This window comes from Streptomyces sp. NPDC048254 (genome assembly GCF_043201895.1).
In the GTDB taxonomy this organism is placed as follows: Bacteria; Actinomycetota; Actinomycetes; order Streptomycetales; family Streptomycetaceae; genus Streptomyces.
Genome location: NZ_JBICZJ010000006.1, coordinates 478,035 through 503,466 on the forward strand (window position 1 = coordinate 478,035; position 25,432 = coordinate 503,466).

Annotated in this window: 25 protein-coding genes and 1 pseudogene; 5 read left to right on the forward strand and 21 right to left on the reverse strand. The window is 69.5% G+C overall.

Annotated features, from left to right (window positions below):
• The first annotated feature begins 82 nt into the window (after positions 1-82).
• Positions 83-1,111: an LLM class flavin-dependent oxidoreductase gene (locus tag ACGFZQ_RS20200; protein ID WP_351747603.1), complete on the forward strand. Its 1,029-nt coding sequence runs from the start codon at positions 83-85 to the stop codon at positions 1,109-1,111.
• Positions 1,112-1,217: 106 nt separating this feature from the next.
• Here the strand turns inward: ACGFZQ_RS20200 and ACGFZQ_RS20205 are convergent, their stop codons facing one another.
• Positions 1,218-1,610: an SCO5389 family protein gene (locus ACGFZQ_RS20205; protein WP_351747605.1), complete on the reverse strand. Its 393-nt coding sequence runs from the start codon at positions 1,608-1,610 to the stop codon at positions 1,218-1,220.
• A gap of 340 nt (positions 1,611-1,950) precedes the next feature.
• On the opposite strand from ACGFZQ_RS20205, the gene nucS reads away from it, so the two are divergent.
• Complete coding sequence (gene nucS, locus ACGFZQ_RS20210; protein WP_351747606.1) at positions 1,951-2,622, forward strand: endonuclease NucS; 672 nt, start codon at positions 1,951-1,953, stop codon at positions 2,620-2,622.
• Between the two features lie 73 nt (positions 2,623-2,695).
• On the opposite strand, the gene ACGFZQ_RS20215 is transcribed toward nucS, so the two are convergent.
• The 3 genes from ACGFZQ_RS20215 to ACGFZQ_RS20225 all read right to left on the reverse strand — a co-directional run bounded on the left by ACGFZQ_RS20215 (position 2,696) and on the right by ACGFZQ_RS20225 (position 6,875).
• A complete protein-coding gene (locus ACGFZQ_RS20215) occupies positions 2,696-5,197 on the reverse strand; it encodes an ATP-binding protein (RefSeq protein ID WP_393841486.1) in 2,502 nt (833 codons plus the stop codon).
• A gap of 319 nt (positions 5,198-5,516) precedes the next feature.
• Entirely contained in the window at positions 5,517-5,840 is a 324-nt protein-coding gene (locus ACGFZQ_RS20220; protein WP_186284954.1) for an STAS domain-containing protein, read from the reverse strand.
• 186 nt (positions 5,841-6,026) lie between these two features.
• Entirely contained in the window at positions 6,027-6,875 is an 849-nt protein-coding gene (locus ACGFZQ_RS20225) for a 3-hydroxyacyl-CoA dehydrogenase family protein (protein WP_351747609.1), read from the reverse strand.
• A gap of 251 nt (positions 6,876-7,126) precedes the next feature.
• On the opposite strand from ACGFZQ_RS20225, the gene ACGFZQ_RS20230 reads away from it, so the two are divergent.
• From ACGFZQ_RS20230 to ACGFZQ_RS20240, 3 genes and pseudogenes are all read left to right on the forward strand, one after another.
• Positions 7,127-7,714: a cob(I)yrinic acid a,c-diamide adenosyltransferase gene (locus ACGFZQ_RS20230; RefSeq protein WP_393841487.1), complete on the forward strand. Its 588-nt coding sequence runs from the start codon at positions 7,127-7,129 to the stop codon at positions 7,712-7,714.
• 159 nt (positions 7,715-7,873) lie between these two features.
• Positions 7,874-8,245, forward strand: a pseudogene (locus ACGFZQ_RS20235) (response regulator transcription factor); the annotation flags it as partial.
• Positions 8,246-8,330: 85 nt separating this feature from the next.
• The gene (locus ACGFZQ_RS20240) at positions 8,331-10,154 is read left to right on the forward strand and encodes a glycoside hydrolase family 18 chitinase (protein WP_351747617.1); all 1,824 of its coding nucleotides are present in this window, start codon (positions 8,331-8,333) and stop codon (positions 10,152-10,154) included.
• 34 nt (positions 10,155-10,188) lie between these two features.
• On the opposite strand, the gene ACGFZQ_RS20245 is transcribed toward ACGFZQ_RS20240, so the two are convergent.
• The 17 genes from ACGFZQ_RS20245 to rpmE form a co-directional block, all read right to left on the reverse strand.
• Complete coding sequence (locus ACGFZQ_RS20245; protein WP_351747619.1) at positions 10,189-10,635, reverse strand: DUF2550 domain-containing protein; 447 nt, start codon at positions 10,633-10,635, stop codon at positions 10,189-10,191.
• Between the two features lie 129 nt (positions 10,636-10,764).
• Positions 10,765-11,139: a F0F1 ATP synthase subunit epsilon gene (locus ACGFZQ_RS20250; protein ID WP_351710510.1), complete on the reverse strand. Its 375-nt coding sequence runs from the start codon at positions 11,137-11,139 to the stop codon at positions 10,765-10,767.
• Positions 11,140-11,252: 113 nt separating this feature from the next.
• Positions 11,253-12,689, reverse strand: a complete 1,437-nt coding sequence (atpD, locus tag ACGFZQ_RS20255) for a F0F1 ATP synthase subunit beta (RefSeq protein ID WP_393841488.1) — start codon at positions 12,687-12,689, stop codon at positions 11,253-11,255.
• Positions 12,689-13,603 carry a F0F1 ATP synthase subunit gamma gene (locus tag ACGFZQ_RS20260; RefSeq protein WP_393841489.1) on the reverse strand — a complete coding sequence of 305 codons (915 nt, stop codon included), beginning with the start codon at positions 13,601-13,603 and terminating at the stop codon, positions 12,689-12,691. The genes atpD and ACGFZQ_RS20260 overlap by 1 nt, the downstream gene beginning before the upstream one ends.
• 21 nt (positions 13,604-13,624) lie before the next feature.
• Positions 13,625-15,214 (reverse strand): F0F1 ATP synthase subunit alpha, encoded by a 1,590-nt coding sequence (gene atpA, locus ACGFZQ_RS20265; protein ID WP_351710504.1) that lies wholly within the window; start codon positions 15,212-15,214, stop codon positions 13,625-13,627.
• Between the two features lie 133 nt (positions 15,215-15,347).
• Positions 15,348-16,163 carry a F0F1 ATP synthase subunit delta gene (locus tag ACGFZQ_RS20270; protein WP_393841490.1) on the reverse strand — a complete coding sequence of 272 codons (816 nt, stop codon included), beginning with the start codon at positions 16,161-16,163 and terminating at the stop codon, positions 15,348-15,350.
• Positions 16,160-16,705, reverse strand: a complete 546-nt coding sequence (locus ACGFZQ_RS20275) for a F0F1 ATP synthase subunit B (protein WP_351710500.1) — start codon at positions 16,703-16,705, stop codon at positions 16,160-16,162. Before ACGFZQ_RS20275 ends, ACGFZQ_RS20270 begins: the two co-directional genes overlap by 4 nt.
• 37 nt (positions 16,706-16,742) lie before the next feature.
• The gene (locus ACGFZQ_RS20280; protein WP_067003022.1) at positions 16,743-16,991 is read right to left on the reverse strand and encodes a F0F1 ATP synthase subunit C; all 249 of its coding nucleotides are present in this window, start codon (positions 16,989-16,991) and stop codon (positions 16,743-16,745) included.
• A gap of 76 nt (positions 16,992-17,067) precedes the next feature.
• On the reverse strand, positions 17,068-17,901 hold the full coding sequence (atpB, locus tag ACGFZQ_RS20285; protein WP_362575525.1) for a F0F1 ATP synthase subunit A: 834 nt from the start codon (positions 17,899-17,901) through the stop codon (positions 17,068-17,070).
• Positions 17,902-18,126: 225 nt separating this feature from the next.
• Positions 18,127-18,567, reverse strand: a complete 441-nt coding sequence (locus ACGFZQ_RS20290) for a hypothetical protein (protein ID WP_393841491.1) — start codon at positions 18,565-18,567, stop codon at positions 18,127-18,129.
• Positions 18,568-18,868: 301 nt separating this feature from the next.
• Positions 18,869-20,236 (reverse strand): MraY family glycosyltransferase, encoded by a 1,368-nt coding sequence (locus tag ACGFZQ_RS20295; RefSeq protein WP_393841492.1) that lies wholly within the window; start codon positions 20,234-20,236, stop codon positions 18,869-18,871.
• 125 nt (positions 20,237-20,361) lie between these two features.
• The gene (glyA, locus tag ACGFZQ_RS20300; protein WP_351747632.1) at positions 20,362-21,630 is read right to left on the reverse strand and encodes a serine hydroxymethyltransferase; all 1,269 of its coding nucleotides are present in this window, start codon (positions 21,628-21,630) and stop codon (positions 20,362-20,364) included.
• 84 nt (positions 21,631-21,714) lie between these two features.
• Entirely contained in the window at positions 21,715-22,398 is a 684-nt protein-coding gene (locus ACGFZQ_RS20305; protein ID WP_393841493.1) for a protein-tyrosine-phosphatase, read from the reverse strand.
• Entirely contained in the window at positions 22,395-23,042 is a 648-nt protein-coding gene (locus tag ACGFZQ_RS20310) for an L-threonylcarbamoyladenylate synthase (protein WP_351710488.1), read from the reverse strand. Before ACGFZQ_RS20310 ends, ACGFZQ_RS20305 begins: the two co-directional genes overlap by 4 nt.
• 79 nt (positions 23,043-23,121) lie before the next feature.
• Positions 23,122-23,967: a peptide chain release factor N(5)-glutamine methyltransferase gene (prmC, locus tag ACGFZQ_RS20315; RefSeq protein ID WP_351747636.1), complete on the reverse strand. Its 846-nt coding sequence runs from the start codon at positions 23,965-23,967 to the stop codon at positions 23,122-23,124.
• Between the two features lie 35 nt (positions 23,968-24,002).
• Positions 24,003-25,079, reverse strand: a complete 1,077-nt coding sequence (gene prfA, locus ACGFZQ_RS20320; protein ID WP_351710484.1) for a peptide chain release factor 1 — start codon at positions 25,077-25,079, stop codon at positions 24,003-24,005.
• 108 nt (positions 25,080-25,187) lie between these two features.
• On the reverse strand, positions 25,188-25,412 hold the full coding sequence (rpmE, locus tag ACGFZQ_RS20325; protein ID WP_190206740.1) for a 50S ribosomal protein L31: 225 nt from the start codon (positions 25,410-25,412) through the stop codon (positions 25,188-25,190).
• Positions 25,413-25,432: the final 20 nt, after the last annotated feature.

Sequence of the window (25,432 nt, forward strand, 5' to 3'; positions counted from 1 at the left end):
AGGCCGTGTCCTCGGCACGTGTCAGACGGTTATGCCGGGTGGGGGAGCTCCGGGTAGGAGCACAGGAAAGCAGGAAAATGCGATGCGCGTAGGAAGTTTTGTGCTGGCCGCCCAGTTCCCGGGCCAGGGCCAGGGGGAGGCGCTGCACCGGGCGGTGCGCACGGCGGAGGTGGCCGAGGAGGCCGGTCTGGACGCGGTCTGGCTGGCCGAACACCACTTCGTGCCGTACGGCACGTGTCCGTCCGCGGTCACGCTGGCGGCTTTACTGCTGGGCCGCACCAGGCGTCTCGGGGTCGGCACGGCGGTGAGCGTGCTGCCCACGGTCCACCCGGTGGCGCTCGGCGAGCAGGCCGCACTGCTGCACGTGACGAGCGGCGGCCGCTTCACGCTAGGCGTGGGCCGGGGCGGACCCTGGGTGGATCTGGAGGTGTTCGGGAGTGGACTCGACGCCTACGAACACGGCTTCCCGGAATCACTCGAACTGCTGATGCGCTGGCTGCGCGAACCGGCCGTGTCGGCCTCCGGCCCCCGCTTCTCGTTCCGTGAAGTCCCGGTCGTACCGCGCCCGTCGGAGGCGCTGACGGAGGCGCCGGGGCCGGAGGTGGTGGTCGCGTGCACCTCTCCGGCGAGCGTCCGGCTGGCCGCCGAGCGGGGGCTGGCGATGCTGCTCGGGATGCACGTCGGGGACGAGGAGAAGGCCGAGATGGTCGCACTGTGGCGGCAGCACGCGCGGGCGGCCGGAAGGCCGGCCGAGGAGATCCTCGGCGCGGCCCATGTCTCCGCCGGCGTCTGCCAGATCGCCGACCGGCGCACCGACGCCGTGGAGACGCTGACGAAGGCGATGCCGGGGTGGCTGAAGCAGGGCCTGGAGGCCCATACGACGGTGGACGGCCGGTTCCGCTCGATGCGCGACCCGCTCGCCTACACCGAACTGCTCTGCGGACTGCACCCGGTGGGGACCCCGCGGCTGTGTGCCGACCGGCTCGCGGCGACCTCCGAGCGGACCGGCATCTCCCGATTCGCCCTGCTGACCGAGGGCTCGGGGGACCTTGCGGCCACGGAGGAGAACGTACGACGGCTGGGTGCCGAGGTACTGCCGCACCTCCGGTGACCTCACACCTCCGCGGGGAGCTTGCCGCCCCAGTGACTGATAGCACCTCCCGCGTGTGGAGCGGCAAGCAAGCGGCTCACTGCGTCAGAAGTACCGGAGCTCCGCGTCAGCAGTCCCGGAGCTCCGGGGACTGGTTCAGCAGCTGATTGCGCACCGAGGTGAAGCGCGCCAGCGTCTCGTCGACCGAGACGTCCAGCGGGAACACCGCGACACGGTGGCAGTTCTGGAAGGCCAGCCGCACACCGAAGTGCCGCTGCAGGGCGCCGCGTATGGCGTCACTCGCGAGCGCACGCAGCAGCTGACCGCGTGCCTGCTCGTCCGGCGGGGGCGTCTGGTTGTCGGCGAACTCTCCGCCGTCCACCTTCAGCTGGGCCACCAGGGAGCTGATCATCTCCCATGCATAGGGCAGGGAGGTCCGGACGCAGTCGACGAAATCTGCTTCATCGACCTCGCCTCGCTCGGCCTGTTCGAGTAGGGCCGGTGAGACGTCGAGCGACATGGGTTCTCCTCTCGCACCCCCGAACAGCGGGGGTTGCCGGACAGGTAGGGGAGTTCGCGATACCGAACACTCTGAGTACACACTTCGCGACCTCCCGTTTACTACGGTAGGCAACGGACGGTGACCTCACCAGGAGATTGCGTATATGCGACGGTCCCTTTAGGCACACAATCGGCCAGGGTTGAACAGGGGTGTGCAGGCGACCCGTCAGGACCGGTCGTGGGGGCCTGGTCGGAGGACGGATCAGGAGGTGCGGCCCGCAAGGCCCCGGTTGAGGGTGGTAGCCGGAGACGGCGATCGAATCGCGTGGAGGGCGGGGCGTCGAGTAGCGTTGCCGACCATGCGTCTCGTCATCGCCCGGTGCTCCGTCGACTATGCCGGCCGGCTCACCGCCCACCTTCCCTCGGCCCCCCGCCTGATCCTGGTCAAGGCGGACGGCAGCGTCTCGATCCACGCGGACGACCGGGCCTACAAGCCCCTCAACTGGATGTCGCCGCCGTGCACCCTCAAGGAGGGAGCGGGCGACGAGGAAGGCGTCTGGACCGTCATCAACAAGGCGGGCGAGAAGCTCATCATCACGATGGAGGAGGTCCTGCACGACTCCTCGCACGAGCTGGGCGTGGACCCGGGCCTGATCAAGGACGGCGTGGAAGCGCACCTCCAGGAACTGCTGGCCGACCGTATCGAGACCCTCGGCGAGGGCTACACCCTGATCCGCCGCGAGTACATGACGGCGATCGGGCCGGTGGACATCCTGTGCCGGGACGCCGACGGCGGCACCGTGGCGGTCGAGATCAAGCGCCGGGGCGAGATCGACGGCGTGGAACAGCTCACCCGCTACCTGGACCTGCTGAACCGCGACCCTCATCTCGCCCCCGTACGAGGCGTCTTCGCGGCCCAGGAGATCAAGCCCCAGGCCCGCGTCCTCGCCACGGACCGCGGCATCGGCTGCACGATCCTGGACTACGACGCGATGCGGGGCATCGAGGACGACAAGCTGCGTCTGTTCTGAAAAGCAGGCGGCGGGAACGAGTCGGGCGCCCCACGCGGTGAGCGGGGCGCCCGACTGTTTCAGATCACCTTGTTCAGATGACCGTGCCGGTCGAGGTGCCGGAGGTGGTGCCCTCCGATGCGCTCGACGTCGTCACCGTCGGGGAGTCGGAGGTCGGGCCGCTTGCCGAGTCGGTGGTGCTGGGGGTGTCGGTCGGACCCGGCGACGAGGGGGAAGGCGACTCACTCGGCGTCGGCGACTCGGACGACTTCGAAGGGCTCGGTGAGACCGACTTCGAAGGCGTCGGCGTCGGAGTGGGCGACTTGGACGGCGAGTGAGTCGTACCGCCGCCCGACGAACCCTTCGTTCCCGTCGGCGTCTCCGAAGGCGTCGCCTCGTCCGACGGCGGCGTCGGGTCGTCCGACGTGCCGAGCGTGCCGTCGGGGCCCGGGTCCGTCGGTTTGGTCGTCGTCGTGCCCGTGTCCCCCGTGCCCGACGACTGCTTGGGGTCGGCGCCCAGGGTGCCGTCGCCCGTGCCCTCGCTCGCCGACGGGTTGACGCTCACGTTGTTGGCCGGGTTGTCGGCGTTGTCGTGGGAGGTCATGCCGAGCCCCACCACCGTGCCGAGGACGGCGGTGAGGAGCACGCCCGAGCCCACCGCCACCAGGTTGCGGCGGGCCATGCGGACCAGACCGCCGCCGCCCCGGGCCGGCGGCGACTGCGCCGGGACCCGGCGGGTGACCACCGTGTCCGAGATCGGGGAGTGGACGGCCGGGAAGGGCGTCGTGACGCCGCCCGCCGGGGATATGGACTCCTCGTGGCGGGCGTCGGGGATCTCGTCGCCCGCCATCGCGGCGAGGGCGGGAATGACCTCGCCCGAGCGGTCGGCGACCAGCGCCAGCGCACGCCGGCCGGCCGTCGTACCCCGCTTGTCGGAGAGCGCCCCGCGCAGCCCGATGGAGGCCTCCAGTTCGGCCCGGGCCCGGTCCAACTGGCCACCGCAGAGCGCGAGTATCCCCAACTCGTGGTGGAAATAGGCTTGTTCACCTACCTCGCCGGCAAGGCGGGCGGCCTCCGTACCGGCGCGCAGCGCACGTTCCCAGGCGCTCCAGTGCAGCCCGGCCGCGAACGCGGGCGCGGCCGTGCGGGCCAGCCGTACCGGCGTGGACTCCTCGTCCTCGGCCGGGGGCACGGTGGCGGGCACCAGGACCGCCAGGGCGGCGAGGACCGCGTCCGCCTCGGCGCACACCCGGTCCGGGGTGACCGAGGGGTGCCCGGCCCACCAGGAGTAGTGCTGGCCGGCGGCGAGCGCCTGGACCTCGATGTCGTCGGCGTATCCGGCGGCCTCCAGCTGCTGCTGGACGCCCGCTGCGAGCCGGTAGCGGGAGCCGACCGGGGAGACCAGTCCGCAGCCCGCCAGTTCGCCGAGGGCGGCGTCCGCGTGGGTGTCGCCGACGAGGGCGGGCAGATGGGCCTGGTGCGGGACCTCGCCGCCGAGGGTGACCGCGAAGCGCAGGGTGGCGCGGGCGGAGGCGCTGAGGCGGGCGGCGAGCAGCGGGGCGGGCGCGGCGGCCTCGCCGAGGGAGGGCAGCGGGACCTCTTCGGTCGCCTCGGCGTCGAAGGGCACTTCGACCGCCATGTCGGACAGCTCGGACGCGAAGACGCCGAGCTCGTCGACGGCGCCGGTGCTGGCCCGCAGCTGGTCGCGCTGGCGCAGCAGCGCGCCCGCCTGGACGAACCGCAGCGGCAGACCCTCCGACTCGAACCAGAGGTCGCCGGCCCAGTTGGCCTCCTCCTCGCTGAGCACCCGGCCGACCGCGCGCTCCAGGATGTCCACTCCCCCGGCCCGCTCCAGGCCGCTGAGGAAGAGCTCCTCGACGGCGGAGTCGGCGGTGGGAGCCGGTACGTCCGGGGTGGCGCCGATCAGGAAGGCGCACTCGGGGGTGGCGTCGATCAGCTCGTCGAGCCCGGAGCCGCCGAACTCGATGTCGTCGAGGACGACGACCGCGCCGATGTCACGGACCAGTTCGAGGAGCTCGTCGTGGTCGGGACGGTGCGCGGGCGCCTTGTAGACGGCGTAGAAGAGGTCGTGGAGCAGGTCCGCGGGCGTGCGGTGGAAGCCGCTGAGGCGGACCACGCCATCGGGGGCGAGGTCCGAGCAGTCGTCGGCGACCAGGTCGAGGAGCGCGGTGCGGCCGGAGCCCGAGGGGCCGGTGAGCCGCACGGAGCGGCCGCGGGCGAGGAGTCGTACCAGACGCTCGCGGTCGTCCTGGCGCTCCAGGAGCGGCAGCTCGGGCTGGGCGGGACCGGGCGGCACCGGCGGCCGGGCGGCGCGCTCGTACTCGGCGCGCTCGGCGGCGGTGCGCTTCTCCGGTCTGGCGGGGCGCTCGGTCGGCGGGCAGGGTTCTATCTCGCTGCCGTCGACCGGGTTCACGGTCAGCAGGAAGTCGCCGGAGACCAGCCGCGCCGTGCGGACGAGCGCCGGGGTGCTCTGGCCGAAGTCGTTGGTGAGGGATTCCCTCGGCGGGCGCTGGCGCGGCGTGCTGCCGTCGCCGCCATGGCCGTACGCCTCGGGTCCCGGGTTGATCGGGTCCATAGGTTCCTAGCCCCCCAAAAGCGTGGTGTGCCGTGAATGCGGGCCCCTCCCGGCCTGTCGCACACTGCGCTGTCGCTTCTGGTCCGGGCCCGCGCTCGAAGGGTGACAAGGCAGCGGGCGACCGAACCCTAAACCTTCGCACAGTATCTACGACAGTCCGGGGTACCGCGCCGTCCAAGACATCACAGTCTCGTGAGGATTGCGCCTGACGTGCGCTGGTGCGCGGTCCGTCCGGGTCACCCCCGTCGCCCGGTACACACCGTGTCCCACCCGTTCGCCGCCGCACACCCGGTTCCGGCGTGACGCCCCGGTCCCGGTGTCACACCCGGGGCAGCGACTCCACCCCGATACCCCCCTCGATCGCCAGGATCCGGTGCAGCCTGGTGGCCACCAGCAGGCGCTGCATCTGCGGCGGTACACCGCGCAGCACCAGGCGGCGGCCGCAGCGGCCGGCCCGCCGGTGGGCCCCCATGATCACCCCGAGTCCGGTGGCGTCCCAGGAGTCCAGCTCGGACAGGTCCAGCACCAGATCGCCGACTCCGTCGTCGACGGCCGAGTGCAGGACCGTACGGGCGTCCGCCGCGCTGCGCACGTCGAGGCGGCCCCCGACGACCAGCTCGGCGTGGTCGCCCCTGATGTGCATATGCGCTCCCCGAGAGTGCGTGTCCTACTCCGTGAAAGTGATGTCCAGTGATGCAACCTCTGACTGCGTTCGACGGCCAGAGGTTGCCATCTGTAAGCGAACCGATACCGAATTCACCCCCGAGAGTGAAACTCCCGGGATTTGTGCGTTTTCGGAGGCGGTTCAGAGGCTCTACGTACTGATGTTTCAGTACGTGTAGAAGCCCTGCCCGCTCTTGCGCCCGATGTCACCGGCGTCAACCATCCGGCGCATCAGCTCCGGCGGGGCGAACTTCTCGTCCTGCGACTCGGTGTAGATGTTGCCGGTGGCGTGCAGCAGGATGTCGACGCCGGTGAGGTCCGCCGTGGCCAGCGGGCCCATGGCGTGGCCGAAGCCGAGCTTGCAGGCCAGGTCGATGTCCTCGGCGGTGGCGACGCCCGACTCGTACAGCTTGGTGGCCTCGACGACGAGCGCCGAGATCAGCCGGGTCGTCACGAAGCCGGCGACGTCCCGGTTGACGACGATGCAGGTCTTGCCGACGGACTCGGCGAACTCCCGCGCGGTGGCGAGGGTTTCGTCGCTCGTCTTGTAGCCGCGGACCAGTTCCACGAGCTGCATCATCGGCACCGGCGAGAAGAAGTGGACGCCGACGACCCGCTCGGGATGCTCGGTGGCCGCCGCGATCTTGGTGATCGGGATGGCGGAGGTGTTGGAGGCGAGCACGGCGTCCGGGCGCACGATCTTGTCGAGCGCGCGGAAGATCTCGTGCTTGACCTCCAGCTTCTCGAAGACGGCCTCGACGACGAGGTCGGCGTCGGCCGCCGCGTCCAGATCGGTGGTCGTGGTGATCCGGGCCAGGGCGGCGTCGGCGTCGTGCGCCTCCAGCTTCCCCTTGCTCACGAACTTGTCGTACGAGGCCTGGATGCCTCCGACGGCACGGTCCAGCGCCTCGTCCGTGACGTCACGCAGGACCACGTCCCAGCCGGCCTGCGCGGCGACCTGGGCGATGCCGGAACCCATCAAGCCGGCACCGATGACGGCAAGCTTCCGTGCCACTCCGCTCCCCTTACACGCTGTTTAGGTATGCCTCTTGGGCGGGACCCTAGCGCTCGTGAGGGGCCGGGAAACCCGGTAAGTAATGCGTGTCACGGTCTCAGGGCGTGAGACAACCGTCACGTCTTGTCAGCCGTGCCCTGCGGCATGGTTCATTACGCGCCACCTCCTGGCCGCCGTCGCCCTCGCGACACCCGCCGTGACGGTGGGCACACGCGTGTTCCGGACCGCCGGAGCGTAACTACGCTGGCCGTATGGTCAATCTGACGCGCATCTACACCAGGACCGGCGACCAGGGCAGCACCGCCCTCGGGGACATGAGCCGGGTCGCCAAGACCGATCTGCGGATCTCGGCGTACGCGGACGCCAACGAGGCGAACGCGGTGATCGGGACGGCGATCGCGCTGGGCGGGCTGGACGAGGAGATCGTCAAGGTGCTCACCCGGGTCCAGAACGACCTCTTCGACGTCGGCGCGGACCTGTGCACGCCCGTGGCGGAGAACCCGGAGTTCCCGCCGCTGCGGGTCGAGCAGTTCTACGTCGACAAGCTGGAGGCGGACTGCGACCGCTTCAACGAGGGGCTGGGGAAGCTCCGTTCGTTCATCCTGCCCGGCGGTACCCCCGGTGCGGCCCTGCTCCACCAGGCCTGCACGGTCGTGCGGCGGGCCGAGCGGTCGACCTGGGCCGCGTTGGAGGCGCACGGCGCCCAAGGAGAGAAAGGCGGCATGAACCCGCTGACCGCGACCTATCTCAACCGGCTGTCGGACCTACTGTTCATCCTTGCCCGGACGGCCAACAAGGACGTCGGCGACGTGCTGTGGGTCCCCGGCGGGGAGCGCTGACCCCGGCTCCGCCGGGTCCGCCGTCCCGTCCGGCCGCTTCTGCGGCCAGACCACGTACGTCAGCGCGATCACGCCATGGAGGCCGACGGCCCTGAGCGCCACCCACTGGAAGGTCCGCAGGGACGAGGTGTCGCCGTCGCCGACGTACCAGATCGCGGCCTCCAGGCCGCGGACGCGCGGGACCTGCTGGCGGCGGTGCGGACGGTGGCGCGGGGCGAGGGGATCGTCGCCCCGGCGGTGACCCGGCGGCTGATCGCGGAGTTCGCAGCCGGGCCGGGGTGCCGGCCGAGGGCCGATCCGGCCGTGCTGGACGCGCTGACCCGGCGGGAGCGGGAGGTGCTGGGGTGTCTGGGTGAGGGGCTGTCCAGCGCCGAGGTCGAGGTCCGCCTCGACATGGCCGAGGCCACGGTGAAGACACACGTCAGCCGGTTGCCGGCGAAGCTGGAGCTGCGCAGCCGGGTGCAAGCGGCGGTGCCGGCACAGGAGTTGGGAATCCAGTCCCGTTTCAGCAGAGTGGTCCAGACCTATTGACCGGTGGTCCAGACCTTTCTATTCTCGCGGCACTGTGGGCGCGAAGGCTCAGTCGTGCCCCCCGACTCCCCAGAGGAGGCGCAGGATGCGCTTCAGACACAGAGCCGCGGCAGGGTTCGCGACACTGTTGCTCCCCCTGGCCGGCCTGGTCGGCCTCGCAGGCCCCGCCCAGGCCGCGACGACCGCCACCGCCACCTACACCAAGACCTCGGACTGGGGCACCGGTTTCGGCGGCCAGTGGACCGTCAAGAACACCGGTACCACGTCGATCAGTTCCTGGACCGTCGAGTGGGACTACCCCTCCGGGACCTCGGTCACCTCAGCCTGGGACGCGGACGTCACCTCCTCCGGCACCCACTGGACCGCCAAGAACAAGTCCTACAACGGCTCCATCGCCCCCGGCGCCTCGGTCTCCTTCGGCTTCAACGGCGCGGGCTCCGGCTCTCCCAGCAACTGCCTGCTCAACGGCGCCAGCTGCGACGGCGGCACCACCGTCCCCGGTGACGCGGCGCCCTCCGCGCCCGGCACCCCGACCGCGTCCGGCATCACCGACACCTCGGTGAAGCTGAGCTGGTCCGCCGCCACCGACGACAAGGGCGTCAAGAACTACGACGTGCTGCGCGACGGCAAGGTCGTCTCCACGGTGACCACCGCGTCGTACACCGACACGGGTCTCACGGCCGGCACCGACTACTCCTACACCGTCCAGGCCCGCGACACCGCGAACCAGACCGGTCCGGTCAGCGGCGCGGTCTCCGTGCACACCACCGGCGGGACCACCACTCCCCCGACCACCGGCTCCAAGGTCAAGCTCGGCTACTTCACCGAGTGGGGCATCTACGGCCGCAACTACCAGGTCAAGAACCTGGTGACGTCCGGCTCCGCGGCGAAGATCACGCACATCAACTACGCCTTCGGCAACGTCACCAACGGGCAGTGCGCGATCGGTGACGCCTACGCCGACTACCAGAAGACGTTCACCGCCGACCAGTCGGTCAGCGGCGTCGCCGACACCTGGGACCAGCCGCTGGCCGGCAACTTCAACCAGCTGCGCGAGCTGAAGGCCAAGTACCCGAACATCAAGATCCTCTGGTCGTTCGGCGGCTGGACCTGGTCCGGCGGCTTCGCCCAGGCCGCGGCCAACCCGACCGCGTTCGCCGACTCCTGCTACAACCTGGTCGAGGACCCGCGCTGGGCCGATGTCTTCGACGGCATCGACATCGACTGGGAGTACCCGAACGCCTGCGGGCTGAGCTGTGACACCAGCGGGGCCGCGGCCTACAAGAACCTGATGGCCGCGCTGCGCGCCAAGTTCGGCTCGAACAACCTGGTCACCGCGGCCACCACCGCGGACGGCACCTCCGGCGGCAAGATCGACGCCGCGGACTACGCGGGCGCGGCCCAGTACGTCGACTGGTACAACGTGATGTCGTACGACTTCTTCGGCGCCTTCGACGCGGACGGCCCGACCGCCCCGCACTCCCCGCTCACCACGTACACCGGCATCCCGACGCCCGGCTTCACCACGGCCGACGCGATCGCCAAGTTCAAGTCGAAGGGCGTCCCCGCGAGCAAGCTGCTGATCGGCATCGGCTTCTACGGCCGCGGCTGGACGGGCGTGACGCAGGACGCACCCGGTGGTACGGCCACCGGTCCGGCGCCGGGCACCTACGAACAGGGCATCGAGGACTACAAGGTGCTCAAGACCTCCTGCCCGGCCACCGGCACCGTCGCGGGCACCGCGTACGCGCACTGCGGCAGCAACTGGTGGTCCTACGACACTCCGTCGACGATCGCCGGGAAGATGAGCTGGGCCAAGACCCAGGGTCTCGGCGGCGCGTTCTTCTGGGAGTTCAGCGGTGACACCAGCGACGGCGAGCTGGTGAGCGCCATCAACTCGAACCTGTAGTAAAGCGGGCCCCCCACCCAGCGGGTGAACGTGGCTACGCCACGTTCACCCGCTGTCCGGGCGGGGCTGCTTCCAGCCACGCGAGGAATCCGGTCAGCGCGTCGTCGCTCATGGCGAGTTCGAGGCGGGTGCCCCGATGGACACAGGTGAGGATCACGGCGTCGGAGAGCAGGGCCAGTTCCTCCTCGCCCTCCGGGAGGCGGCGGCCGGCCACCTCGATCCGGTCGCGTTCCAGGACCCGGCGGGGTCGGTAGGCGTAGGAGAAGACCCGGTACCACTCGACGCTGTCGCCGTTGTAGCGGGCCACGCCGTAGCTCCAGCCCTTGCCGCTGGTGTCCGGTTTCTCGGGGACGTCCCAGCGCAGCGAACAGTCGAAGGTGCCGCCGGAGCGCTGGATCAGCCGGCGCCGCAGCCCGAACAGGAACAGTCCCACCACCACGAGCGCGACCACGATTCCGCACACAGTCAGAGCGAGGACCATCGGCACCGACCTCCTCGTCTCCTAGGTAATGGAACGTAAAAAGACCCAGATCTACCTCAGCCGCGGCTGGGACCGGATGGCTCCGGTCCCAGCCGCGGCTGAGTTACGTCAACGCATACGCGCAGTGTGTCAGCGCGACGTCGCCGCCCGCAGACGGACGTCGGCGCGTCGCTCGGCAGTGGCGTCGCCCTCCGCCTTCGCGCGCTCCAGCTCCCGCTCCGCGCGCTGGACGTCGATCTCGTCCGAGAGCTCGGCGATCTCGGCCAGCAGCGACAGCTTGTTGTCCGCGAACGAGATGAAACCGCCGTGCACCGCGGCGACGACCGTCCCACCTTCACTCGTACGGATGGTCACCGGGCCCGACTCCAGCACACCGAGCAGCGGCTGGTGACCGGGCATGACGCCGATGTCGCCGGACGTGGTGCGCGCGACGACCAGGGTGGCCTCGCCGGACCAGACCTGGCGGTCTGCGGCGACCAGCTCGACATGCAGCTCAGCAGCCAAAGGTGGCTCCTCGGGTCACCACCCGGTGCGATCACCGGGTGTTGGATACAAGTCTAATGGGCGTGAGAGAGGGGGCGGGACGCGCCCGCCCCCTCACACGAACTCAGGCGAGTTCAGGAGACGCCCAGCTCCTTGGCGTTGGCCTTGAGGTCCTCGATGCCACCGCACAGGAAGAACGCCTGCTCCGGGAAGTGGTCGTACTCGCCGTCGATGATCGCGTTGAACGCCACGATCGACTCGTCCAGCGGCACGTCCGACCCGTCGACGCCGGTGAACTGCTTGGCGACGTGGGTGTTCTGGGACAGGAAGCGCTCCACGCGACGGGCCCGGTGGACGACGAGCTTGTCCTCCTCGCCGAGCTCGTCGATACCGAGGATCGCGATGATGTCCTGGAGGTCCTTGTACTTCTGGAGGACCGTCTTCACGCGCATGGCGGTGGCGTAGTGGTCCGCCGCGATGTAACGCGGGTCCAGGATCCGGGACGTGGAGTCCAGCGGGTCCACGGCCGGGTAGATGCCCTTCTCGGAGATCGGACGGGACAGCACCGTCGTCGCGTCGAGGTGGGCGAAGGTGGTGGCCGGGGCCGGGTCGGTCAGGTCGTCCGCGGGGACGTAGATCGCCTGCATCGAGGTGATCGAGTGACCGCGGGTCGAGGTGATGCGCTCCTGGAGGAGACCCATCTCGTCGGCCAGGTTCGGCTGGTAGCCCACCGCGGAGGGCATCCGGCCGAGCAGGGTCGAGACCTCGGAACCGGCCTGCGTGAAGCGGAAGATGTTGTCGATGAAGAACAGCACGTCCTGCTTCTGCACATCGCGGAAGTACTCCGCCATGGTCAGACCCGCGAGGGCCACGCGCAGACGGGTGCCCGGGGGCTCGTCCATCTGGCCGAAGACAAGGGCGGTCTTGTCGATGACGCCCGAGTCCGCCATCTCCTCGATGAGGTCGTTGCCCTCACGCGTGCGCTCGCCGACACCGGCGAACACGGAGACACCGTCGTGGTTGTTGGCGACGCGGTAGATCATCTCCTGGATGAGCACCGTCTTGCCGACGCCGGCACCGCCGAACAGACCGATCTTGCCGCCCTTGACGTACGGGGTCAGCAGGTCGATGACCTTGACGCCGGTCTCGAACATCTCGGTCTTCGACTCGAGCTCGTCGAAGTTCGGGGCCTTGCGGTGGATGGACCAGCGCTCGCCCTCGTACTTCTCGTCGCTGTTCAGGACCTCGCCGAGGGTGTTGAACACCTTGCCCTTGGTGAAGTCGCCGACCGGGACGGTGATGCCGTCGCCGGTGTCGGTGACCGGGGCCTGGCGGACCAGACCGTCGGTGGGCTGCATCGAGATCGTGCGGACCAGGCCGTCACCCAGGTGCTGGGCGACCTCCAGGGTCAGGATCTTCTTCTCGCCGGCGTTGGCCGGGTCGGCCACCTCGACGTGCAGCGCGTTGTAGATCTCCGGCATCGCGTCGACGGGGAACTCCACGTCGACGACCGGGCCGATGACCCGGGCGACGCGGCCCGTGGCCGTCGCGGTCTCAACAGTGGTGGTCATTAGCGGTCACTCCCCGCGGTCGCGTCGGCCAGGGCGCTGGCGCCACCGACGATCTCGCTGATTTCCTGGGTGATTTCGGCCTGGCGGGCCGCGTTGGCAAGCCGGGAGAGCGTGTTGATCAGCTCGCCCGCGTTGTCGGTCGCCGACTTCATCGCGCGCCGCGTGGCGGCGTGCTTCGAAGCGGCCGACTGGAGGAGCGCGTTGTAGATACGGCTCTCCACGTAGCGCGGCAGGAGGGCGTCGAGGACGTCCTCCGCCGAGGGCTCGAAGTCGTACAGCGGAAGGATCTCGCCCGGGGGCCTCTCCTCCGCGACCTCTTCGAGGCGCAGCGGCAGCAGTCGGGCATCGAGCGCCGTCTGCGCCATCATCGAGACGAACTCGGTGTACACGATGTGGAGTTCGTCCACACCGCCGTCCGCCGTGTCCTTCTCGATGGCCTCGATCAGGGGCGCCGCGACCTTCTTGGCGTCCGCGTACGAGGGCTCGTCGGTGAAGCCCGACCACGACTCCACGACCTTGCGCTCGCGGAAGTTGTAGTGGGCCAGACCGCGGCGGCCGACGATGTAGGTGTCGACCTCCTTGCCCTCCGCCTCAAGACGCGCCGTCAGCTGCTCGGCGGTCTTGATGGCGTTGGAGTTGAAGGCGCCGGCCAGACCGCGGTCGCTCGTGAGGAGCAGGACCGCGGCACGGGTCGGGTTCTCCGCCTCCGTGGTGAGCGGGTGCTTGGTGTTCGAACCCGTACCGACCGCCGTGACCGCGCGGGTGAGCTCGGTCGCGTACGGCGCGGAGGCCCGCACCTTGCGCTGCGCCTTGACCACGCGCGAGGCGGCGATCATCTCCATCGCCTTGGTGATCTTCTTGGTCGCGGTGACGGATCGGATGCGACGCTTGTAGACCCGGAGCTGGGCTCCCATGAGTCAGGTCCCTTCCTTACGTCACTTGGCCGCGGCCGGGGCGTCCTCGCCGAGAAGCTTGCCGTCCGAGGTCTCGAACTGCTTCTTGAACTCGGCGATCGCGTCGGCAACAGCGGTGAGGGTGTCGTCCGACATCTTGCCGCCCTCCTTGATGGAGGTCATGAGGCCCTGCTCCTTGCGGTGCAGGTACTCGAGCAGCTCCTTCTCGAAGCGGCGGATGTCGGAGACCGGGACGTCGTCCATCTTGCCGGTGGTGCCGGCCCACACGGAGACGACCTGGTCCTCGGTCGGCATCGGCTGGTACTGAGCCTGCTTGAGCAGCTCGACCAGTCGGGAACCACGCTCCAGCTGCGACTTCGACGCGGCGTCCAGGTCGGAACCGAAGGCGGCGAACGCCTCCAGCTCACGGTACTGGGCGAGGTCCAGACGGAGGCGGCCGGAGACCTGCTTCATCGCCTTGTGCTGCGCGGAACCACCGACTCGGGAGACGGAGATACCGACGTTCAGCGCGGGGCGCTGACCGGCGTTGAACAGGTCCGACTCCAGGAAGCACTGGCCGTCGGTGATGGAGATGACGTTGGTCGGGATGAACGCCGAGACGTCGTTGGCCTTGGTCTCGACGATCGGCAGACCGGTCATCGAACCGGCGCCCATCTCGTCGGACAGCTTGGCGCAGCGCTCCAGCAGACGGGAGTGCAGGTAGAAGACGTCACCCGGGTAGGCCTCACGGCCCGGCGGGCGGCGCAGCAGCAGGGAGACGGCGCGGTAGGCGTCGGCCTGCTTCGAGAGGTCGTCGAAGATGATGAGGACGTGCTTGCCGTCGTACATCCAGTGCTGGCCGATGGCCGAACCGGTGTACGGCGCCAGGTACTTGAAGCCGGCCGGGTCGGACGCCGGGGCGGCGACGATGGTCGTGTACTCCAGCGCGCCGGCCTCTTCGAGGGCGCCACGCACGGAGGCGATGGTCGAGCCCTTCTGGCCGATGGCGACGTAGACGCAGCGGACCTGCTTCTTCGGGTCGCCCGAGCGCCAGTTGTCGCGCTGGTTGATGATCGTGTCGACGGCCAGGGCGGTCTTGCCGGTCTGGCGGTCACCGATGATCAGCTGGCGCTGGCCGCGGCCGACCGGGGTCATCGCGTCGACGGCCTTGTAGCCGGTCTCCATCGGCTCGTGCACCGACTTGCGGGCCATGACGCCGGGAGCCTGCAGCTCCAGGGCGCGGCGGCCGGACGTCTCGATCTCGCCGAGGCCGTCGATCGGGTTGCCGAGCGGGTCGACGACGCGGCCGAGGTAGCCCTCGCCCACCGCGACGGAGAGGACCTCACCGGTGCGCTGCACCGGCTGACCCTCCTCGATGCCGCTGAACTCACCGAGGACGATGGCGCCGATCTCGCGCTCTTCCAGGTTGAGCGCGAGGCCGAGGGTGCCGTCCTCGAACTTCAGCAGTTCGTTGGCCATGGCCGAGGGCAGGCCCTCGACCTTCGCGATGCCGTCGCCGGCAAGGGTGACCGTACCGACCTCCTCGCGCGAGGCCGCGTCCGGCTTGTACGACTGGACGAAGTTCTCCAGCGCGTCCCGGATCTCCTCCGGCCGGATCGTGAGCTCCGCCATCTGGGTTCCCTGCTCTCCTTGTTGGGCCCGAAGTTTCACTTGGGGGGTCTGGGGGCGACCCCCAGGATTCTTCATGTACGGCCCAACCCGGGCCGTCGTAAGTACGTACTGCTTGTTCTCGAGTACCGAGGTGCTAGCTCGCCATGCGGCGGGCCGCGTCCTCCAGCCGGTCCGCGATCGAACCGTTGATGACCTCGTCACCGACCTGCACCCGGATCCCGCCGACGACCTCGGGGTCGACGTCGAGGTTGAGGTGCATCGTGCGGCCGTAGAGCTTCGCGAGGGCGGCGCCCAGGCGCCGCTTCTGCGGCTCGCTCAGCGGAACCGCCGAGGTGACGACGGCGACGACGCGACTGCGACGCTCCGCGGCGAGCTTGGAGAAGGCGTCGAGGCCCGCTTCCAGGCTACGTCCCCGCGGCGCCGTCACAAGGCGCGTGACCAGACGCTCGGTGACCGGCTTGGCACGGCCGCCGAGCAGCCGGTGCAGCAGTTCGGTCTTGGCCGCGCCGGTGGCCTTACGGTCGGTGAGCGCGGCGCGCAGCTCGGTGCTGGAGGAGACGATCCGGCCGAACCGGAACAGCTCGTCCTCCGCGTCGTCCAGCGTGCCGGACTTCTCCGCGGCCGTGAGGTCGGCGGTGCTCGCCAGCTCCTCCAGCGCGTCCACCAGGTCGCGGGACTGCGACCAGCGGGAGCGGACCAGGCCGGACACCAGGTCTGCGGTGGTCTCGGAGACCTGGCCGCCGATCAGGCGCCGGACCAGCTCGGCCTTGGCCTCGCCGGCCTGTGCCGGGTCGGTGAGGACCCGGCGCAGGCCTCCCTCGCGGTCGAGCAGCGTGGTGACGGCCGCCAGCTCGTCCGCGAGCCGCGTCGCGTCCACGGACGTCGAGTCCGTCAGCGCGTCGAGACGCTCACGTGCGGCTGCCAGTGCGTCGCGGCTCGCTCCGTTCATCGGGCCGCCTCGGCCTTCTCCTCAAGCTCGTCGAGGAAGCGGTCGATCACGCGGCTCTGCCGGGCGTGGTCCTCCAGGGACTCGCCGACGAGCTTGCCGGCCAGGTCGGTGGCCAGCTGGCCCACGTCCTGACGCAGCGCCTGCGCGGCGGACTTGCGGTCGGCCTCGATCTGGGCGTGACCGGCGGCGACGATCTCCTCACGCTGCCGCTGGCCCTCGGCGCGCATCTCGGCGATGAGCGTGGCGCCCTGCTCCTGAGCCTCCTGGCGCAGGCGCGCGGCCTCGTGCCGGGCCTCGGCCAGCTGCGCCTTGTACTGCTCAAGGACGCTCTGGGCCTCGGTCTGCGCGGCCTCGGCCTTCTCGATACCGCCCTCGATGGCCTCGCGGCGCTGCTCCAGAACCTTGTTGATGTTCGGAAGGAGCTTCTTGGCGAGGAAGCCGAAGACGATGACGAAGGCGATGAGGCCGATGACGAGCTCTGGGATCGGCGGGATGAGGGGGTTCTCGGCCTCCTCCGCCGCCAGCTGAACCAGGGGGCTCATATCAGTGCCTTTCGTCTGAACGTGCGCTGCGGTCGGGTCAGGAGGCCGGGTAGACGAACGGCATGACCAGACCGATCAGGGCGAGCGCCTCACAGAAGGCGAAGCCGAGGATCTGGTTGGCGCGGATCAGGCCGGCCGCCTCGGGCTGGCGGGCGAGGGCCTGGGTGCCGTTACCGAAGATGATGCCGACGCCGACGCCCGGGCCGATCGCGGCGAGGCCGTAACCGATGGAGCCGAGGTTGCCCTTGATCTGGACAGCGGCCAGGGTCTCGTGCAGAACGGACATGCCGGTTCTTCCTTCTCTTTCAATGACCGGTGGGGGTTGGCCACCGGATGCCTGGGGTGGGTGGTCGGGTTGGCGCTCAGTGGGACTCGGCGAGCGCGCCCTGGATGAAGCTGCAGGTCAGCAGTACGAAGACGTATGCCTGGACAGCCTGGATGAAGAGCTCGAAGGCGGTCATCACGAGGACCATCACGAACGAGACACCGGAGTAGGCGATGCCGACGCCGTTGAGCATGTACCAGCTGGCAACCGTGAAGAGCAGCAGCAGGGTGTGGCCGGCGAACATGTTCGCGAAGAGCCGGACGGCGTGGGTGAAGGGCCGCACGAGCAGGTTCGAGAAGAGTTCGATCGTCATCGAGAGCGGAAGGACCGCGCCGAGCGACTTGTCGTAGCCGGTGAAGTTCTTGAAGGCGCCGACGAAGCCGTGCCGCTTGAAGGTCAGCGAGACCCACAGGATGTAGACGATCGCGGCCAGGGCGGCGGGGTACGAGATGATCGCGGTCACTGGGAACTGGGCGATCGGGATGATCGACCAGAGGTTCATCATCCAGATGAAGAAGAAGAGCGAGACGACGAGCGGGACGTACTTCTCGCCTTCCTTCTTGCCGATGGTCTCGTAGACGACACCGCGGCGGACGAAGTCGTATCCGGCCTCGGCCACCATCTGGAGCTTGCCCGGGATGACCTTCGGCTTGGCGAAGGCGGCCCAGAAGAAGCCGATGACGATGATCGACCCGAGCAGCGCCAGCAGCATCGTCTTGTTGAAGTACACGTTGCTGTCCGCGCCGCCGAAGAGCGGCTTGAACAGGAACGAGTGCAGGCCCGGAGCGACCGTGTCGAAACCGCACCCGTCGTTTCCGAACAGGTGACAGCTCGTGTCGAAAGCGAGCGTCTGCGTCGGGTCAGCACTCACCGCGGGCTCCTTCAGCGTGGCGCATAGGTACGGCAACCTCGTTGTGTCGGCGCGGCGCATGGCCGCGGTTCGGCACGGGACTGGTGTTACGGATGTGGGGGCGGCTGGGGGGCATCTCGCCTCGCGATTGAGCAGGCGTCAGCTCAGATGCCCGCGCCCGCGATGCCGCAGTTGGCACCGGACGATAGCAGCATCTCTCGTGCGCCTTTATCCCGGGCCTACCTCTCACGACGATCGTCCGGACTTCTCGGACTTCTCGGACTTCTCGGACTTCTCGGGTTCGACGTAGAGGATCTTGGCCTTCATGTGGGCGCGGGTCTGTGCCGCGATCCACGTGAGCGTGGCGACCACGAGCGTGATGGCGAAGGCCCGGGGGTTGAACAACGTCGTGTTCTTGAAAACGGCCATGAAGATGAACAGCAGCAGAAGCTGGGCCGCGTAGAGCATCAGGCCCATCATCTGGAAGAGCTGCGGCATGGATTTGGCCGTGCGCTGCAGGACGTAGAGACCGACCCCCATGAAGAGGATCACGATCACCGTCGCGACAACCGCCCCGATCGCCCCCTTGCCGCCCGCGACCACTCCGCTGACGACGGCAGCGAGCACGCCGACGGCGGCCGTGGGTACGGCGGCCTGGGCCAGGATCCGGGCGTCATTGGACGGCATGGCGGCAACTCCGCTTTCACAGGGGGCAGGTGTCGTCATGGACGAGCGTAGTCCCGGCCGGAGGGTCGAAGACCTCACGCCAATGGACCATCGCACTTGGGTCCTTCGGCTCTGTCCGGGGTTCTCGTGAACCGTATCACAAACTATTTGATGAGGTCTTTACCTGGTAGGTGTGCTCGCTGTCACACATGAGAGTGAACATGCCCGCCTGAGCGAAAACCGAGCCGTTGTGTCTGGTATTAGGGGTCTTTGTTCCCCCACGACTTGGCAATGCTCTAGTCAGATTCTTACCTTGCGGGGGTCAGCGCGAGGTCTCGGAGGTAGGCCGATCCAGGATGCGCGACCGGGCGCCGAGGGCCGTCGCGCCGTTGACCCGGGGCACCCCGGCGGTCACCGCCGGACGGTGCCCGTCACACGGTTCCTCGGCCTTCTCCGGCACACCGGGGACGGCCGCCAGGTCGGCGGTCGCGGCCGCCGGCTCGGCGGTCTCCGGACCGGCCGCGCGGCGCCGGTAGCGCGGTGGCACGAACCGCTGGGCCCACACCGGCACCCGCGGGGTGAACCGCGGCAGCAGGAGCAGCGCCAGGCCGATCGCGCTGAGGAAGACCACGCCGAGCACGATCCACATGGACGCGGAGTTCACCGAGTACGCCAGCGCCCCGAAGCCGATCAGCGCCGACCAGAAGTACATGATCAGCACGGCCCTGCTGTGCGAGTGGCCGATCTCCAGGAGCCGGTGGTGCAGGTGCCCGCGGTCGGCGGCGAACGGCGACTGGCCGCGCCAGGTGCGCCGCACGATCGCCAGCACCAGGTCGGCGGCCGGCACCGCGATGATGGTCAGCGGCAGCAGCAGCGGGATGTAGACCGGCACCATCTGGTGCACCGCGTTGCGCTCGGACCCTGCGAACAGGTTCATCACGTCCGGGTCGAGCTGGCCCGTGATCGAGATCGCACCGGCGGCCAGCACCAGGCCGATCAGCATCGAGCCGGAGTCGCCCATGAAGATCCGCGCCGGATGGATGTTGTGCGGCAGGAAGCCCAGGCACATGCCCATCAGGATCGCCGAGAACAGCGTGGCCGGGGCGGCGGCCTCGATGCCGTACGAGTACCAGATCCGGTACGCGTACATGAAGAACGCCGCGGCGGCGATGCACACCATGCCGGAGGCCAGGCCGTCCAGGCCGTCGACGAAGTTGACCGCGTTGATGGTGATGACCACCAGGGCCACCGTCAGCAGAGTGCCCTGCCACGGGGTCAGGGCGACCGTGCCCACACCCGGGATGGGCAGCCACAGGATGGTCAGACCCTGCATGACCATGACGCCCGCAGCGATCATCTGACCGCCCAGCTTGATCAGGGCGTCGATCTCGAACTTGTCGTCGAGCACACCGATCAGCCAGATCAGCGCGGCGCCGGAGAGCAGCGCCCGCGGCTCGTTCGACTTCTCGAAGACCTCGTTGAGGTTGGTCAGGTGGTCGGCGACCAGCAGACCCGCGCACAGCCCGAAGAACATCGCGATCCCGCCGAGCCGCGGAGTGGGCTCCCGGTGCACGTCACGGGCCCGGATCTCCGGCATGGCCCCGGCCACGATCGCGAACTTCCGCACCGGCCCTGTCAGCAGATACGTCACCGCGGCCGTGATGCAGAGCGTCAGCAGGTATTCACGCACAGGCTTCCCCACAGGTCTCGCTGGCCATCACAGCCCCACACCCTAGCGACGGTCGCATATGTATGGGGACTTCCGGGTAGCGACGATGGTTGCACGTGTGGCTGTGAGGCGGGCGTGCAACGGCTCTACGACGCTGCGCCTACCCCGTCTCCACCGGGATACGGCGGAAATCTACCGGTGAGCTCGCGCACCTCGTCACGCACCCTCCCCGGGTCCGTCGTACCGCGCAGCACCTCCGCCAGCATCTCCGCGATCCGGGTCATCTCCCCCTCCTCCATGCCCTGTGTGGTCACGGCGGCGGTGCCCAGCCGCAGGCCGCGCGCCTCCCCGTGCGGCAGGGCGCAGCTGTCCAGGACGATTCCGGCGGCGACCAGCCGGCCCCGGGCGGTACGCCCGTCGACGCCGAGGGGTGCGGGGTCGACCGTGATCAGATGGGTGTCCGTGCCCCCCGTCGTGACCACCAGCCCCTGGTCCGCGAGGCCGGCCGCGAGAACCCTCGCATTGGCGACCACCTGATGGGCGTACACGGTGAACGCCGGTGTTGCCGCCTCCCCGAACGCGACCGCCTTGGCGGCGATGGTGTGCATCTGCGCACCGCCCTGTGTGAAAGGGAACACAGCCCGGTCGAGGCGCTCGGCCAGCTCGGGCGAACCGCACAGGAGCATCCCGCCGCGCGGCCCGCGCAGCACCTTGTGTGTGGTCGCGCACACCACGTCGGCGTACGGCACCGGGTTCGGCGCCGCTCCCCCGGCTACCAGCCCGATGGGATGGGCGGCGTCGGCGATCAGATACGCGCCCACCTCGTCGGCGACCTCGCGGAAGAAGGCGTAGTCGATGTGCCGGGGATAGGCGATGGACCCGCACACGATCGCCTTGGGCCGGTGGGACCGGGCCAGCGCCCGCACCTGGTCGTAGTCGATGAGCCCGCTCTCGGCGTCCACGCCGTACCCGACGAAGTCGAACCAGCGGCCGGAGAAGTTGGCCGGCGAGCCGTGCGTGAGATGACCGCCGTAGGGCAGCCCGAGGGCGAGCACGGTGTCGCCGGGGCGCAGCAGGGCGGCGTAGGCGGCCAGTACGGCGGACGACCCGGAGTGGGACTGCACATTGGCGTGCGCGGCGCCGAACAGGGCCTTGGCACGGTCGACGGCGAGCCGCTCGGCGACGTCCACGATCTCGCAGCCGCCGTGGTGCCGGGCGCCCGGATACCCCTCGGCGTACTTGTTGGCGAGCGGCGAGCCGAGGGCGGCCAGCACGGCCGGGGAGGAGAAGTTCTCGGCGGCGATCAGCTGCAACGACGTCGACTGCCGCGCCAGCTCCCCCAACAGGATCTCCGCCAGCTCCGGATCCTGCCGCCGCAGCGGATCGGCCTCGACGAGGGTAGGGCTGACCGACATGACGGGCTCCGGGCGGTCGACGGTGACGTACGTCCAATGTAGGCCCGGGGTGGGTGGGGTGCGCGGTGTGTACGGCGCCCCGGGTCACATCCGCGCCGGGACGCCCGTCAGCGCCGTGACCACGGGGTCCAGGGCCTCGTGTATCTCGTCGCCGATGGAACGGAAGAACGGCAGCGGGGCGCCGTACGGGTCGTAGACCTCGTCCGCCTCCGCCGTGGGGGCCAGCAGCCATCCGCGCAGCGCGGCCGCCGCACGGACCAGTGCGCGGGCGCGGAAGACCACGCCCTCGTGCAGCGGGGGCAGCGTCGCCGGGTCGATCGCGCGGACCAGGCGGGTGAACTCCTTCAGGGTGAAGGTGCGCAGGCCCGCCGAGTGGCCCATGGAGATGACCTGGGCGCGGTGGTCACGGGTGGCGGTGAGCACCAGGTCGGCGCGGATGACGTGCTCGTCGAGCAGCTCGCGTCCCACGAACCCGGTCGCGTCCGCGCCGAAGTCGGCCAGGACCGCCTCCGCGTTGGCCTCCATGGGCGCGCCCTCATGGCCCCAGGTGCCCGCGCTCTCCACGATCAGCCCGCCGCCCAGAAAGGTGCCGAGCCGGTCCGTCACGAGATGGCGGGTCAGCCGCTCGGTGATCGGCGAGCGGCACACGTTGCCGGTGCTGACGTGGAGGATGCGGAAGCTGTCGCGCGGAAGCCCCACGAACGTGGTCGTGATCTCCGATGCGCGCTCCCCGTTGCCTATGCCACGCCCCGCGTCAGGGGCTGTCAATTCGCCACCTCGAGGTCGGGTACGACCTTGCGCAGCTCCTCTGCCGAGATCGCGCCCGCGCGCAGCAGCAGCGGCACCTCACGGCTGACGTCGACGATCGACGACGGGACGTTGCCCGGGGTCGGACCGCCGTCGAGGTAGACGGAGACGGAGTCGCCGAGCATCTCCTGCGCGGCGTCACAGGTCTCCGGGGACGGGTGGCCGGTGAGGTTGGCGGAGGAGACGGCCATCGGGCCGACCTCGGTGAGCAGTTCGATGGCGACCGGGTGCAGGGGCATGCGCACGGCGACCGTGCCCCGGGTGTCGCCGAGGTCCCACTGCAGGGAGGGCTGATGCCTGGCGACCAGGGTGAGGGCGCCCGGCCAGAACGCGTCGACCAGCTCCCAGGCCAGCTCGGAGAAGTCGGTGACGAGCCCGTGGAGCGTGTTCGGGGACCCGATCAGCACCGGAGTGGGCATGTTGCGGCCCCGGCCCTTGGCGTCGAGCAGGTCGGAGACCGCCTCCGCGGTGAACGCGTCGGCGCCGATGCCGTACACCGTGTCCGTGGGCAGCACCACCAGTTCGCCCCGGCGGACGGCGGACGCGGCTTCGCGCAGACCCGTCGCGCGGTCGGTCGCGTCGTTGGTGTCGTATCGCCGTGCCATGTCTAGCGGGCCTCCTCGTACACGAAGTACACGTACGTCCGGGACTCCCGGGACTTCCGGGGCTCAGTCTGGGGGGTGCTCACGGCAGCGCCTTGCGGGCGGTCGCGAAGCGGGGGCGGTTGTTGAGGTCCGGGTGGTCGGCCGCGTCGGCCCAGCCCCGCTCCTCGGTGAAGATCCACGGCACCTGGCCGCCCTGGGTGTCGGCGTGCTCGATGACGACGACACCGCCGGGGCGCAGCAGCCGGTGCGCGGTGCGTTCGATGCCCCGGATGAGGTCGAGGCCGTCCTCGCCGGAGAACAGGGCCAGCTCCGGGTCGTAGTCGCGCGCCTCGGGGGCGACGTACTCCCACTCGGTGAGCGGGATGTACGGCGGGTTGGAGATGACCAGGTCGACATGGCCGTCGAGGTCGTGGAAGGCGTCCAGGGCGTCTCCCTGGCGCAGGTCGACCCGGGAGTCCGCCATGTTCTTGCGGGTCCACTGGAGCGCCTCCTCGGACAGCTCCACGGCGTGCACGCGCGAGCGCGGGACCTCCTGGGCGAGGGCGAGCGCGATGGCGCCGGAGCCGGTGCACAGGTCGACGATGCACGGCTCGACGACGTCCATGGCGCGTACGGCGTCTATGGCCCAGCCGACGACGGACTCGGTCTCCGGGCGCGGTACGAAGACGCCCGGCCCCACCTGGAGTTCGAGGTAGCGGAAGTAGGCCCGCCCGGTGATGTGCTGGAGCGGCTCGCGCTGCTCCCGCCGGGCGATGACCTCCCAGTAGCGGGCGTCGAAGTCGGAGTCCTTGACGGAGTGCAGCGCGCCCCGCTTCACGCCGTGCACGAACGCGGCGAGCTCCTCCGCGTCGTTGCGCGGCGAGGGCACGCCGGCGTCGGCCAGCCGCTGGGTGGCCTGGGCCACCTCGGCGAGCAGCAGGTTCACGCTGGTCCTCCGTGTCGTACTCAGTCGTGCATGCCTTACGCGGCCGCGAGCTTCGCGGCCGAGTCCGCGTCGACGCAGGCCTGGATCACCGCGTCGAGTTCGCCGTCCAGGACCTGGTCCAAGTTGTACGCCTTGAAGCCGACGCGGTGGTCCGAGATGCGATTCTCCGGGAAGTTGTACGTGCGGATCTTCTCGGAGCGGTCGACGGTGCGGACCTGGCTGCGGCGAGCGTCGGCGGCTTCCTTCTCCGCCTCCTCCTGCGCCGCGGCGAGCAGCCTGGAGCGCAGGATACGCAAGGCCTGCTCCTTGTTCTGCAGTTGGCTCTTCTCGTTCTGGCAGGAGGCGACGACTCCGGTGGGCAGGTGCGTGATGCGCACGGCGGAGTCGGTGGTGTTGACGGACTGCCCGCCGGGTCCCGAGGACCGGTAGACGTCGATCCGGAGGTCGTTCGGATTGATCTCGACGTCGACCTCCTCGGCCTCGGGGGTCACCAGCACACCCGCCGCCGACGTGTGGATACGGCCCTGCGACTCGGTCGCCGGCACACGCTGCACGCGGTGCACGCCGCCCTCGTACTTCAGCCGCGCCCAGACGCCCTGCCCGGGCTCGGTCGCGCCGTTGCCGCCCTTGGTCTTCACCGCGACCTGGACGTCCTTGTAGCCGCCCAGCTCGGACTCGGTGGAGTCGATGATCTCGGTCTTCCAGCCGACGCGCTCGGCGTACCGCAGATACATCCGCAGCAGGTCACCGGCGAACAGCGCCGACTCGTCGCCGCCGGCCCCCGCCTTGATCTCCAGGATCACGTCCTTGTCGTCGGACGGGTCCCGGGGCACCAGGAGCAGCCGCAGCTTCTCGGTCAGCTCGTCGCGCTGCTTGTCCAGCTCCTTGACCTCGGCGGCGAAGTCGGGGTCGTCGGCGGCCAGTTCACGCGCGGTCTCGATGTCGTCGCCGGTCTGCTTCCAGGAGCGGTACGTGCCGACGATCGGGGTGAGTTCGGCGTAGCGCTTGTTCAGCTTGCGCGCGTTGGCCTGGTCGGCGTGGACCGACGGGTCGGCGAGCTTCTTCTCCAGGTCGGCGTGCTCGACGACGAGTTCCTCGACGGCCTCGAACATTTTTGGGCTCCTGATACTGCGTACGGAAGGGAAGGCGGGCGACCAAAAACGCCGGTCCCGGGCGCGCCCCCGCAGGGACACGGCCGTGGACCGGCGAAATGGGGCTCGCTACTTCTTGGAGCCGGCGGCAGCCTTGCCGAAGCGGGCCTCGAAGCGGGCCACACGGCCACCGGTGTCGAGGATCTTCTGCTTACCCGTGTAGAACGGGTGGCACTCGGAGCAGACCTCAGCCCGGATGGTGCCGGACTGGATGGTGCTGCGGGTGGTGAACGACGCGCCACAGGTGCAGCTGACCTGCGTCTCGACGTACTCGGGGTGGATCTCGCGCTTCAAGGTGTCTCCTAGATTTCGGG